This window comes from Mastigocoleus testarum BC008 (assembly GCF_001456025.1).
Taxonomy (GTDB): Bacteria; Cyanobacteriota; Cyanobacteriia; order Cyanobacteriales; family Nostocaceae; genus Mastigocoleus; species Mastigocoleus testarum.
Window position 1 is genome coordinate 99,227 of the sequence record NZ_LMTZ01000066.1, and the last position, 12,848, is coordinate 112,074.

The 12,848-nt window shown below is 37.6% G+C and carries 11 protein-coding genes; 5 read left to right on the plus strand and 6 right to left on the minus strand.

Annotation, left to right across the window (positions count from 1 at the left end):
• Window positions 1-24: 24 nt before the first annotated feature.
• The gene (locus tag BC008_RS11195) at window positions 25-1,488 is read right to left on the minus strand and encodes a nicotinate phosphoribosyltransferase (protein ID WP_082650538.1); all 1,464 of its coding nucleotides are present in this window, start codon (window positions 1,486-1,488) and stop codon (window positions 25-27) included.
• 670 nt (window positions 1,489-2,158) lie between these two features.
• Complete coding sequence (gene nrtS / locus BC008_RS11200) at window positions 2,159-2,404, minus strand: nitrate/nitrite transporter NrtS (protein WP_058183543.1); 246 nt, start codon at window positions 2,402-2,404, stop codon at window positions 2,159-2,161.
• Window positions 2,405-3,118: 714 nt separating this feature from the next.
• On the opposite strand from nrtS, the gene BC008_RS11205 reads away from it, so the two are divergent.
• A complete protein-coding gene (locus tag BC008_RS11205; protein ID WP_058183544.1) occupies window positions 3,119-3,493 on the plus strand; it encodes a DUF2237 family protein in 375 nt (124 codons plus the stop codon).
• Window positions 3,494-3,563: 70 nt separating this feature from the next.
• On the opposite strand, the gene BC008_RS11210 is transcribed toward BC008_RS11205, so the two are convergent.
• The gene (locus BC008_RS11210) at window positions 3,564-3,881 is read right to left on the minus strand and encodes a hypothetical protein (protein ID WP_036267955.1); all 318 of its coding nucleotides are present in this window, start codon (window positions 3,879-3,881) and stop codon (window positions 3,564-3,566) included.
• Between the two features lie 1,665 nt (window positions 3,882-5,546).
• On the opposite strand from BC008_RS11210, the gene BC008_RS11215 reads away from it, so the two are divergent.
• A complete protein-coding gene (locus BC008_RS11215) occupies window positions 5,547-7,145 on the plus strand; it encodes a flavin monoamine oxidase family protein (protein ID WP_027846050.1) in 1,599 nt (532 codons plus the stop codon).
• Between the two features lie 122 nt (window positions 7,146-7,267).
• On the opposite strand, the gene ttcA is transcribed toward BC008_RS11215, so the two are convergent.
• On the minus strand, window positions 7,268-8,065 hold the full coding sequence (ttcA, locus tag BC008_RS11220; RefSeq protein ID WP_027843304.1) for a tRNA 2-thiocytidine(32) synthetase TtcA: 798 nt from the start codon (window positions 8,063-8,065) through the stop codon (window positions 7,268-7,270).
• A gap of 510 nt (window positions 8,066-8,575) precedes the next feature.
• Here ttcA and BC008_RS11225 point away from each other — a divergent pair.
• Entirely contained in the window at window positions 8,576-9,328 is a 753-nt protein-coding gene (locus BC008_RS11225; RefSeq protein WP_235595854.1) for a phosphoadenylyl-sulfate reductase, read from the plus strand.
• 77 nt (window positions 9,329-9,405) lie between these two features.
• On the opposite strand, the gene BC008_RS11230 is transcribed toward BC008_RS11225, so the two are convergent.
• Window positions 9,406-9,840: a hypothetical protein gene (locus tag BC008_RS11230; RefSeq protein WP_027843306.1), complete on the minus strand. Its 435-nt coding sequence runs from the start codon at window positions 9,838-9,840 to the stop codon at window positions 9,406-9,408.
• A 173-nt stretch (window positions 9,841-10,013) separates the two neighbouring features.
• On the opposite strand from BC008_RS11230, the gene BC008_RS11235 reads away from it, so the two are divergent.
• Both BC008_RS11235 and BC008_RS11240 read left to right on the plus strand, forming a co-directional pair.
• Window positions 10,014-10,490 carry a DUF302 domain-containing protein gene (locus BC008_RS11235; protein WP_027843307.1) on the plus strand — a complete coding sequence of 159 codons (477 nt, stop codon included), beginning with the start codon at window positions 10,014-10,016 and terminating at the stop codon, window positions 10,488-10,490.
• Window positions 10,491-10,563: 73 nt separating this feature from the next.
• Window positions 10,564-10,899, plus strand: a complete 336-nt coding sequence (locus BC008_RS11240) for a hypothetical protein (RefSeq protein ID WP_027843308.1) — start codon at window positions 10,564-10,566, stop codon at window positions 10,897-10,899.
• Between the two features lie 45 nt (window positions 10,900-10,944).
• Here BC008_RS11240 and ureC read toward each other — a convergent pair whose 3' ends face one another.
• Window positions 10,945-12,666 carry an urease subunit alpha gene (gene ureC / locus BC008_RS11245; RefSeq protein WP_027843309.1) on the minus strand — a complete coding sequence of 574 codons (1,722 nt, stop codon included), beginning with the start codon at window positions 12,664-12,666 and terminating at the stop codon, window positions 10,945-10,947.
• Window positions 12,667-12,848: the final 182 nt, after the last annotated feature.

Consider the following 12,848-nt stretch of genomic DNA (forward strand, 5'->3'; position numbering starts at 1 on the left):
TCATTACTCATTACTTCTTACTCATTACTTATTTCTTCTGGTTTTCTCACTTAACTGAATTAATGCTGGAGAAATTTCTACATTTGCAGTTCCTGGTTCGTTCAATTTTTTTGCTGATTCTGGCAAAGTTGCAACAGATAAAGTGGTTCTTTCACTAATTTGGGCGATCGTTTCCGACTTTGCTACTCTCTGACCTGATTTCATTATTAATTTTAATAATGGTTGTTGTATTAAGCCTTGAGAAAGGATTTTAGATTCTCCAGAAGTATCTTCGGTCGCTAAACTCAAACAGTCGGCTTGTATTTTTCCTGCTGATAAACAACGAAAAATCTGTTTGCGTCCTGGATAAGTTAACTTACCACTAGATTCTTTCATTACTGGAATACCATCAATTTCAACTAATTTATAAACTCCATTCACAGGTTCCCCAGTTACTAGTTTGGTTCCTATTCCATAACCATCTATTTGAGCACCTGCTGCTTTTAATCTAGCAATTTCCCATTCATCGATGTCGCCACTAGCTAAAATTGGTACATCTCCAAGTAGCGATCGCACTTTTTGAGATAATTCCACTAGATCTCCAGAATCTAACCTTACCCCGTTTAATTCAATTTCTCCTGAGTTTACTTTAGAAGCTAAGCGTTCAGCTGCAGCAACAGTATCATAAGTATCAATCAATAAAGGTGCGCCGGGAAAGTAACGATGGAAAGCTGTAAATGCCTTATCTTCACCACCTTCTATTGCTGATAGCGCCATTACCAAAGCATGAGCCATCGTTCCACTGGGTTGAGTTCCCAATAGTAAGGCTGCTAATACATTGGATGTAGCATCTAAACCACCAGCAAGTGCAGCCCGTGCAGCCCATAATGAGCCTTGGGGACTAAATGCTCGCCTGGTACCAAATTCTAATAATTTAGCTGATTTACCCGCGATATCGCGCAATCTTGCGGCTCGCGTTGCAATTAATGTCTGGTAATTGATTGCATTTAATATATAAGTTTCAACTAATTGTGCTTGCCATAAAGGCGCTTCTACTCGCAATATCGGCTCGTTTGCAAATATAACCGTTCCTTCAGGTACAGCCCAAACATCACCGCTGAAACCACCGGATGCTAACAACTGCCAAAATTCCTCGGGAGCTTTAGCAAAAATTCCCGTAGCTTGCAAAGCTTTAATCTGTCCTTCGCTGAAGCGCAATTTTTCTAAATACTCTAATACTTGCGCTAGCCCCATAGCAATCAAATAACCAAAACCTTCAGGTAAGCGCCTGACAAATAACTCAAAACTTGCACTTTTTTGTTCCACACCTTCTGCGTGGTAGCAAGCAGCCATTGTCAATTGGTAAAGGTCGGTCAGCAAACTATAGTCGTTACTATTTATAGTTAGTTCTCGATTCTCATAGCTTTGATTCTCACAATCTTGATTATCATTATTTATTTTTTGCCGCTCGTATTCATACACACGGTCAAACTTTGCGACATCTTTCATTTAACCCTTACCCCTCATTTTTAACGGGTTATCCATTTATGGTAGTTTTCACTATAATTAATGTCAACTGTTTCCTTGTAAGTTTAATGACAATTAGTTGGCTAAAACTCCTCACTCTTTGTTGCTTTTCCGATCTGTTATTTCAATTCCGCGTCTGGGTTGAATACTTTGGAAAAGTCTTTGGACGGGTAACAGTTGCGCTACTTTTGCAATATACAAACCAAGAATGCTCTAGTGCTTTGTCCCATTAAATATGATGGGTTGTAGAGACGTTGCATGCAACGTCTCTACCGAGTTTTGTGGTAAAACTGACAACTAATGGGACAGACCACTAGTACTGTGTCACACTAATTATGAGGAGTTAATAATGAGAATAAAAAGTTAGAGACGAGAATGCAGCTAGAAATATCTTTCGTCGAGGATTGAGTACTGTAGGGAATACGGAACCTTTGCGTTAGACGCGAGCAAGGCTTGGGGAGACTATATTAGCAACTTTTAGCTGAAACGGCGTAAAGAATTGGCAATGCGCTATCTCAAACAGCCCAACAATTCAATTCATGATGTAGCTTCATGATGTAGCATTTTTACTAGTGTTTTCGGAACCGAGTGCATTCCACCATGCATTCAAGCGTTGGACTGCTCAAAACCCCACGGGAGTAAGTATTGCTAGTCACGACTCATCTGACTTATGCTTAGCACTACTTGTGTGTTGACCATATACGCACACCATATATGGAACTAAATAACTGATAGTCGCAGAAATCCAACGCTCTTGATTCATTTTGCCTTTTATTAATGTTGTGCCGTGGTTGATTATAAATAAAATAGAACCAACTACAATTGCAACTTTAACTCCAATGGGAGCATAGTTTGGGTTAACTAGGCTAGCACCAAATTCTTTCAAATTCCTTTTCATAAATGAGTTAATCTTTGTTTTATTAAAGTACAGATATATTTGCTACACATAAGCAAAAAATATAAAATTAGCCTTTATTTGGATATACACATATTCCATATATCTGTATTTATCAGGAAAGGCAGAAGTTTGTACGCACTGCGTGAACGTAGGCAGAAGGCAGAAGGTATATGCCGTAGAGCTTCTGGCGACCGGAGGGAGCAAGGGTTTAAGACCCCCACCAAAATTTAAATTTGGTGGCTTGCAATTGGTAGTGGGTTGGAAGCCCCTACCATATTGCTCACTTCTGCCTTCTGCCCTCTGCCCTCTGCCTTCTTCACTAGACTCAGTAACAAGTAATCCGAGAGCTTAAAAGAAGCATGTATGGTAGCAGTAATGCGTTGCGGCGATAACAGCCGTAAATATAAAATTAAATACTATACTTGTTTTTCGTTAAGTTTTGTATTGATTACACCATTAATAGTATACAAAGCATTAATTATCTTTCTATAAAGAGTAAAAAGTTTTCTTGTCGCTACAGTATTTACCGATTATTGATTTCAAATAGTTGTGCGATACGTCTAACAGAATAGAAAGGTTAATTAACGGTAAAATAAATTACATGAATTTTCCCATAACTCCACATTTAAGCTAAAGCACGAATTAACAGCTTAAAATTATCTTGGAATCTCAATTCCAGTTCGAAGTCTTGAAAACAGGAAAATTTTACAAGCAATGACACAAAGCAAAAATGTGCTAGGGGAAAAACTCCAAGTATGTTGTACATCTCCAATGACGGGATTTTATCGTAATGGTAGCTGCGAAACTGGTCCCCAAGATTTTGGTAGTCATGTCGTTTGCGCTCAAGTTACCGCAGAATTTCTTGATTACACCAGATCGAAAGGTAACGATTTGAGTACACCTGTTCCAGGCTATAACTTCCCTGGTTTAAAACCTGGAGATAAATGGTGTTTGTGCGCTTCTCGCTGGAAAGAAGCCATGGAAGCAGGTTTTGCACCACCAATTGATTTATCAGCAACCCATGAGGCTACATTAAAGTATTTACCCTTAGAAATTTTGCAAGAACACGCAATTACCGGGAATGGATAAATAGTACCAGGACTTATGCAGTCAACAACCCACGGCTAAAAGCCGGTGGGCTTCTAGAAGCACATTAAAACTAAGTCAGTTTGCGATGGGGTTTGATTAACCACTGATGTCCACATTTTGAGTTTTGACATTCAAGCATTCCAGTATCCCAATTAATTGAAATCTTCTTTTCTCCACACTCCGAACAAGTATCAGTTACACTCATCTCAATAAAAACTTGACTACTGATTGTTTTACCGCAAACAATCTCCAATTTTCCGTAAACGTCTTTAACCTGCTCAAAATCTAATTTTTGTTTATCGAGCAAAAAGTTTATTGTTTCTGTCGCCTTATCTTTGATTATCTGGATATTACAAAGCAGTTCATTTATTTGCTCATTTCCCATCATTTTTTCTAACAGGGTACCATTTATTACTAAGAAGTTTTATTTCTAATACCAATTGCAAAAAATAATGCTACGCATTAGTTTCCTGTCTTGCGACTATTTACCATCCTGCGGGGTGGCTGCGACGGATGGAGCCTTTCGGCGGCGCGGGGTCTAGGCTGTTTCCTTCATTTGATAAATGTTCGGCTTACCGCGTTCTAAGTGTAGTAACCTTAAAATAAATTGGTATAAAAAATATCAGTAATAAATGGAATGTTAGCCTCTCATTATAAGGTTTACAATAAGTATGCGATTTCTCTGTGGTAAATGCGAATGAATACGAATAGAAGATTTGCTCAGTGATTTATGATTATTCTTGCTCTCACAGAATATTTATTTTGGCTAAATATTTAAATATTTAGTATTACTGCTAGCCCTAGGTTCAAAACTAATCCTTAAATATTACAATTACATCAAACTAAAGTATTTATCCAGTTAGCAAATATAAATAATTTGTTTTGATATATTTTTTGATTATTGGTTGAATTGTAAAACCCATTGCTTCTTCCTGCGAACCTTAAAATTGATACAAACCGATTACTATAGCTCGAATTCTTGAGGTGAGATACTTCAATCGCACGGCCATGAAATTTGGAAATATCAGGAGGTAAACGACCTCTAATTTTATTTACAAAATAGTTACCATCATTACTGTATGCATTAATTAATTTTTCAAATACAGCTTTTAAATTATTTTATTGATTTCACTACTAAGAATTCTTATCAGGTCGTCAAATAGCTTAGGTGCTAAATCCAAATACAGAAAAAGCACTCACTCTCATAAATCGACAGCCAATGCGTACATGGGGTTATTTCCACCGTCCTCCGATATAACTTATATACTTGATTGCTGCTTATTTATAGTCAATAAGAGTGTTAATACCTTTTATTGCTTTAAAATTTAACGTACACCGTAGATTATCAGTTGTAGTAACTTCTTTATAAATCTTAGGATCTGGGATATATCCAACGAATGATTGTAAGATTATCATTTTCGCTAGTTTCAAAATATCTAGAAGTTACGCATCATTTACGAATTTTCATTAGCGGATCCGTAAGGTAGCGGCTCCGCAGGTAGCGCAGCTATAGCTATAGCGTGACCGCAAGGTCATTGGTTTGAGATGAACCACACCTACAGTGAATGCTATTTCCTTGCGGAAATGCTTTGCTAACCTACCGTTGCAATGACTGTATTTAGGTTGTCTGCGCGTAAGTCCTGAATTATTGTTATTAATTTGGGTGAATCCAATGAAACACACTTTTAATATAGTACATAAGCACTATTTGCTAAGGGGCGTACTGCGAAAGTTGCGTAAATCCTGATACATGTAAGAGAAAGTGCATAAGTTTATTTGATTTGCACTTAGTAAATTTCAGAAATTAGTTCATTTGTCAATAGCCGAGTGAAAATAATTATCTAGCTTTAGTGTTGGAACTGGAGTATTCGGAAAATATATTAACTTCATAACAAATATAAAGACCGTCACACTATTCATCAAATAATACTCTTGTTTCTGCTTCAGTACCTTTATTTACAAAGTAGAGGAAATCATTTTGTAATTACTCAATATCTGATTTTTCGTTGAAATTTCTAACTCAGCATTATTTATTCATTAAGTATCTTTAACCATGGACACCATCTTTGAACCAATTAAAAGTAAACTGCACGAGATTGACAGTATTGACTATGGAAAACCACGCAAAAAAATAGTCATACTTGGTGCAGGAATGGCTGGTTTAGTTTCTGCTTATGAATTGTCTAAACTAGGTCACGAAGTAACGATCTATGAAGCTAGTAATAGAGTCGGTGGTAGGGTTTGGACAAAAAGATTTGCTGATGGTCAATATCACGAATTCGGTGCGATGAGAATTCCCGAAGCTCATGACCATACTAGATATTATGCAAAGGATGTATGTAAGTTAGACTTCCGTAGATTTGTTAACGATCACGACGAAGATGACGCTTTCTATTACATCAAAGGAATCAAGAGCCAACATAAGAAAGCTTTAGAGGAGTTAATTCCGAAGTTGAATTTAACTCTTGGAGAGAAAGAAATAGTCAAGAGAGCGATCGCCAACGATGAAAATCTACTGGTACTACTTGGTACTCCATTTGCCTCTTTGCTTGAGGAAATAAAGTCTAAATCAGAAGACTTAGAAGCATTGTTTGCTAAGGGTCCAATAACCAGCAGAATACAAGAACTCGACCAGTTATCACTAGGTGATTTCCTCAGAAGATTTGTTAATAGTCAAGATGCTTTAGATTTAATTGGTGCTATTACTGCGTTAGAAGTTTGGTGGGACAAAGCTGTAACGATGTTTCTTCGCGATGAAATTTCTCAGGAGCCTCGAGAGTCAAATCAAACTGGACTGTTGGACGAAATAGTTGGAGGTCTGGACTTATTACCCACTACTTTAGCTTCTAAGCTACAGGACAATGTAAACATTAACTATGGTCGTGAAGTAATTTCTCTCGAGAAACAGCAGGAAAAAATTCAAGTTGTTCTCAGGAACACTAAAGATAAAAGTGACATACAATCAATTGATTGTGATTATGTAATCTGCACTATTCCTTTTGCTGTTTTAAGAAGAATTAAACTAATTGGATTGAGTGAAGCTAAAAATAGAGCCATCAGAAATTTGAGTTATGCTTCTTCCATCAAAGTATTACTTCACTGCAGGGAAAGATTTTGGGAAAGTAAGTACAAAATTATTGGTGGAGGTTCGCAAACAGATTTAATTAATCGTTCCATCTATTATCCGTCAGATAATTTTAGACCTATGGCGGTTCGTAAAATGAGTAAAACTAAAGGATTACATACGTCATTTGTCCGATACGACCGAGAAGTCATTGATAAGGATGTTAGTAAAGGTCCTGGAGTCTTACTTGGAAGTTATTCTTGGGGTGCAGATGCAAGAAGATTAGGTACTTTACCCCATAAAAAAAGAGAAGAAGTTGTGAAGAATACAATCGCTAATTTTCATCCAGAAATAATGGAAGAGGGTATGGTCGATGATAGCGCTTCAATGTTTTGGGATGAATATGACTGGGCTGGAGGAGCATTTTGTTTTATGAATCCTGGAGATTTTGTCCGATATTATGAAGACACTATTGCTCCAGAAGGAAAATTGTTTTTTGCTGGCGAACATTGCTCTCTGGATCAGGGCTGGATTCAAGGGGCGATAATCTCAGCTTTAAGAACAATCAAAGACATTGTCAGTCAGTAAAAATTAAACTGTAGTTTTGAGTTAGGAATGTGGATTAAATAAAGTACAAAAGTAGGGTGCTGTTAGCATCGCGTAACGCACCATTCCAAATTTCAGAATTACAGGTTATTAAATTCTCATCTTTATTCTTGGCTTAAGCCTGAAAAATCAAATAACTGAGTATCTGCAAGATGGGAAGGCGTGACATTTTGTGTGCTGCGGAATAAACTGTCAATTCTTCCAGGATATGCTTGTTCCCAAGCCTGAAGCATTTGCTTTATTTGCGCTCTTTGTAAATTCTCTTGAGAACCACAAAGGTTACATGGAATAATCGGAAACTCCTTAATCTCTGCATATTTCTGGATATCATGCTCCGGACAATATGCTAAAGGTCGAATAATCACATTTTGTTTGTCATCACTTAGGAGTTTGGGAGGCATAGCTTTAAGCTTACCTGCATGAAACATATTTAAAAATAAAGTTTCGACAATATCATCTCGATGATGTCCCAAAGCAATTTTTGTTGCACCTTCTTGATTAGCAACTCGGTAAAGAATTCCTCTGCGCAAGCGCGAACATAAACCACACATGGTTTTTCCTGGAGGAATCACTTCTGTAACGATGCTGTAAGTATCTTCTTCAATTATTCGGTACTCTACACCCAAAGATTGCAAATACTCTGGTAAAACATGTTGGGGAAATCCTGGTTGCTTTTGATCTAAATTTACCGCCAGAATATCAAAATTTATGGGAGCGCGACGTTGAAGACTCAGCAATATGTCGAGCATTGTGTAGGAATCTTTGCCGCCAGAAAGGCATACCATAACTTTGTCACCATCTTCGATCATATTGTAATCGCGGATAGCTTTTCCGACTAAACTACGCAGGCGTTCCTCTAATTTTTTGTAGGTTTTTGAGCGAACAACCTTTGTCGCTTCCATGTTGTTTCCCCTTAGTTTAACGATCACTATTCTAGTTGAGTTATTTCTTAGCAGGCAATTTATTAGAGTTAGTTTCTGGAAACACTCAAATTTTCACAGGCTGAGTTGTGTTTTAAACTTCAATAAGTTAAAAATTAAGCTCGAATACTGATACTTTTAACCCGGACAAATCAGAACCGGAATGGATCTCTAAGACATCTTCCGAATCCGAAAAGCTCCCTAAAACACCATCAACGCCATAGGATTTGATACTAGCTTCATTTTTGCTTTTCGACCTACATCTTAAAGCCCAAATTTTATTAGGATTTCAAGTCATTTGCCACTTATATATTTTTGTAGTGCTCGTAACAGTTTAGGATAGAGGATACGACTCAAAAGTTTTTGAATGCCAAAAGTTGGGGCTCAGACAATTTGCGATCGCAAAGTTTGAATTCAAATGTCAATCACTTAAAGAGTAACTTATATCTTTAAATGCAGTTGTGCATGACTCGGTATAATAAGGAGGGGATTTTGACCGATCTTAAAGAGAGTTTAATTAAATCAGCCGATATTAGCAAACTTGAAGCAGAATATGCGACAAAAAGTCCGCAAGAAATTCTCGCCTTCGCTCTAGAGCAGTTTGACAATATTTCCATATCTTTCAGCGGTGCGGAAGATGTTGTTCTGGTTGATATGGCATCTAAAATCAAAAAAGATATTCAAGTATTTTCCATCGACACAGGTCGTCTGCATTCGGAAACCTACAAATTTATCGACAGGGTAAGAAAGCAATATCGCATTAAAATAGATGTAATTTTCCCCGATTCAACAGAAGTCGAAAATCTAGTCAGAGAGAAAGGATTATTTAGTTTTTATGAGGATGGTCACAAAGAATGCTGCGGTATTCGTAAAGTGCGTCCACTACGCCGCAAACTAGCCCATCTCGATGCTTGGATTACAGGTCAACGCAGAGATCAAAACCCTGCCACTCGTGCAAGCGTTCCTGTAATTCAGATTGACTCAGCTTTTTCGACTGCAGAACGTACTCTAATTAAATTCAATCCGTTAGCTAATTGGACTTCAAAGCAAGTTTGGCAATATATTGAAGCTAACAATGTTCCTTACAACCAGCTACATGACAAAGGTTTTGTTAGTATTGGTTGCGAACCCTGTACGAGAACTGTTTTACCACATCAACACGAACGTCAAGGTCGTTGGTGGTGGGAAGAAGCAACAATGAAAGAATGTGGTTTCCACTCGATGAATACAGCACAGAATAATTAATCTTTCAAGATTGGTAATGGGTAATAGGTAATCGGAAAAGTAATTACCAATTACCAATTACCATTTACCAATTACCACTACTTATTTTGTTGATTAAATTTCAATTTTTTGCCTTTTTGCCATTCTTGTAGAAATAATCCAGACCAGATAATAAAACCAATTAGAGATAATCCAGCGATCGCATCACACCAAATCAACAAATGCATCTTGACCGACATTGGAATTACCATTGGATACAGGTAGTGTCCCGGACTGGAAACGCTAGTAATGGAATAAAAACCCAGACACAGGTAAGACCACCAAAAAAGTCCTTTCCGATATAGCCAATAACCCAATAATCCAAAAGGTGTCATAAGAATCAGAGTGGCAAAAACTCCTACTGTCGTAAACCATTCGGGTTCGGGGTATTGCTCGACAAAGATAGCATTATCCGTGTAGTGCAGCGTTGTAGAAATTATGTTAAGAGCTACCAAAATTAGTAGTACTATTTGAGTATTATTTTCGGGTTTCACGTGTTTGTATTAACCTAGTTTAAATTAGCCATTTCTAACACGATAAAACCTCATGGAAAAGTAGTATATTACCCAAATAGGTAGATTGTTTAACTGGAATCAACAATTCTATTTGCATTTTATTTCAAAAATTTATAATTGATTTCAAAATTTATAATTGATTTCAAAAAATTATGAAAAAACTTTTCTTAACTATTTTGGCATGCGGCATATTTATTACTCCTGCTTACGCAAGTCCTATAATCAGTAATAATAAAAAAGATGGGATACTAAGATTCAAAAGTATCTACAGTGTTCCAGAAACAGCCCAGCGCTTTGAATCTTTTGCCAAAGAGCAAGGTTTAAACATTGTTGCAAAAGTTGACCACCAAGCAGGAGCAGAATCTGTAAAGCAAAAGCTACGCCCAACTCGGTTAATCATATTTGGTAATCCTAAAGCCGGTACGCCTTTAATGCAGTGCAATCAAAGCGCAGCAATAGATCTACCACAAAAAGCACTTATTTGGGAAGATGAAAAAGGGCAAGTATGGCTTGGCTATAACAGTCCAAAATATCTATCTTTCCGCCATAAGTTTAAGAATTGTGGTGAAGAAGCTGTTCAAAGAATTGAGAATGCTTTGAATACTCTAGCTCGAAAAGTAACTAAGTAGATATTACTTAAAACTTATTCAAAATTAAAATAGCTACATTAACAAAATCCCAAATAACTACTTACTACATACTATGCATATTACAATCGTCAAAAAGATAACATTGAATGGTAACGATTGTCCTAAGTCTGCCAAAGTCCTCAAAGAACTAAAAGATTTGGGATTAATTGACCAAATTAATGAAATTATAGTTGCTGACGAGCGCGAACCATCAAGTGAAGGATTTGCTTTAGCGTCAAAATATAACGTAGAAGCTGCACCCTTTTTTATCGTCACTGATGATGATGGTTCTACGCGCGTTTACAAGGCATATCATAAATTTCTTAAAGAGATTTTTGATCGAGAAGTGTCTGAAAGTGACGAAATTTCTGAGATTATGGCTCAAAATCCCGATCTTGATTTTATCTGAGGATTTTAGGAGTTCTATTAGTCACACTTGCAAATATAAAATACTTCAAAACAAAAAATACCTCTGTGCCATGGGGACAACTGTAGCGGGTTCGCAGGTTAATAATTCACCATCTGCTTTTACTTCATAGGTTTCTGGATCGACTTCGATATTAGGTAAGGCATCATTTAACTTCATATCCCTCTTGCTCAAGTTACGAGTTCCAGAAACTGCGATCGCTTTCTTTTGTAGACCAAGTTGACTAGGAATTCCCCTTTCCAGGGAAATTTGGGAAATGAAAGTCAATGAAGTCGCGTGACGCGCTCCTGCAAAACTACCAAACATTGGTTGCATGTGAACGGGTTGTGGTGTGGGAATACTTGCATTTGCATCCCCCATCTGCGACCATGCGATAAATCCACCCTTAATAACTATCTCCGGTTTCACCCCGAAAAAAGCCGGACGCCACAAACATAAATCAGCTAATTTCCCTTCTTCCACCGAGCCCACATACTCAGAAATGCCGTGAGCGATCGCCGGATTAATTGTATACTTAGCTACATATCTTTTTGCCCGAAAATTATCTGCTCTTTGTTCTTCTCCTTGAGGAATTTTAGATAAATTACCCCTCTGAACTTTCATTTTATGGGCTGTCTGCCAAGTACGAATTATGACTTCACCAACACGTCCCATTGCCTGAGAATCAGAAGCAATCATGCTAAAGGCTCCGAGATCGTGCAAAATATCTTCTGCAGCTATGGTTTCTCTACGAATGCGGGATTCAGCAAAAGCAACATCTTCTGGAATTGCAGGGTCGAGGTGATGACACACCATCAACATATCCAGATGTTCGTCTAAAGTATTTAAAGTATAAGGACGGGTAGGATTAGTAGAAGATGGCAAAACATTAGCTTCCCCACAAACCTTAATGATATCTGGTGCGTGTCCGCCCCCTGCACCTTCAGTATGATAAGTGTGAATGACCCGGTTTTTGAAAGCAGCGATGGTATTTTCTACAAAACCTGCTTCGTTGAGAGTATCAGTGTGAATTGCAACTTGAACATCATATTTATCAGCAACACTCAAACAAGTATCGATCGCAGCAGGAGTAGTTCCCCAGTCCTCATGCAGTTTTAAGCCCATCGCTCCGGCTTGCAATTGTTCGACTAATCCCTGAGGTTGACTGCTATTACCTTTACCCAAAAACCCTAAGTTAACTGGAAAAGCATCAGCAGCTTGCAGCATTCGGTAAATATTATTAGGACCTGGGGTACAAGTAGTAGCATTTGTGCCAGTCGCAGGACCTGTACCGCCACCCAACATTGTAGTAATTCCAGATGCGATCGCAACTTCGATTTGTTGGGGACAAATAAAGTGAATGTGGGAATCAATACCACCAGCTGTCAGAATCATTCCTTCACCAGCTACAGCTTCGGTTCCGGGACCAATAATAATATCTACATTATCTTGAATATAAGGATTTCCAGCTTTACCAATTTTAAATATTTTGCCGTCTTTAATGCCAATATCTGCTTTAACGATACCCCACCAATCGAGAATTAAAGCATTAGTTATTACCATATCAACAGCACCATCACTGTTAGAGATGGGAGATTGTCCCATTCCATCGCGAATTACTTTACCGCCACCAAATTTTACTTCTTCACCGTATTGAGTGAAATCTCGTTCGACTTCGATAAATAATTCTGTATCAGCAAGTCGGACGCGGTCGCCGACTGTGGGACCATAGGTTTCAGCGTAAGCACGCCGTGACATTCGGTAGGGCATAGAAAAATAAGCTCGGTTAAATCACTTTGAATATTTTTGAGCATATTCAAGGATATAGTGAGAATTATTTGTATAAATTTATAATTTCATCTGATAAATTTATGACTACAAGATTTAAGTTTATAAAATTTAAATCTTTATTGCTGACACTATCTAATTTATTGTTAAGACTTTCTCAAAAT

Excerpts from the sequence above, each read along its gene's own strand:
- BC008_RS11195 (WP_082650538.1), bottom strand. The coding sequence starts at position 1,488 with ATGAAAGATGTCGCAAAGTTTGACCGTGTGTATGAATACGAGCGGCAA.
- nrtS (WP_058183543.1), bottom strand. The coding sequence starts at position 2,404 with ATGAAAAGGAATTTGAAAGAATTTGGTGCTAGCCTAGTTAACCCAAAC.
- BC008_RS11205 (WP_058183544.1), top strand. The coding sequence starts at position 3,119 with ATGACACAAAGCAAAAATGTGCTAGGGGAAAAACTCCAAGTATGTTGT.
- BC008_RS11210 (WP_036267955.1), bottom strand. The coding sequence starts at position 3,881 with ATGATGGGAAATGAGCAAATAAATGAACTGCTTTGTAATATCCAGATA.
- BC008_RS11215 (WP_027846050.1), top strand. The coding sequence starts at position 5,547 with ATGGACACCATCTTTGAACCAATTAAAAGTAAACTGCACGAGATTGAC.
- ttcA (WP_027843304.1), bottom strand. The coding sequence starts at position 8,065 with ATGGAAGCGACAAAGGTTGTTCGCTCAAAAACCTACAAAAAATTAGAG.
- BC008_RS11235 (WP_027843307.1), top strand. The coding sequence starts at position 10,014 with ATGAAAAAACTTTTCTTAACTATTTTGGCATGCGGCATATTTATTACT.
- BC008_RS11240 (WP_027843308.1), top strand. The coding sequence starts at position 10,564 with ATGCATATTACAATCGTCAAAAAGATAACATTGAATGGTAACGATTGT.
- ureC (WP_027843309.1), bottom strand. The coding sequence starts at position 12,666 with ATGCCCTACCGAATGTCACGGCGTGCTTACGCTGAAACCTATGGTCCC.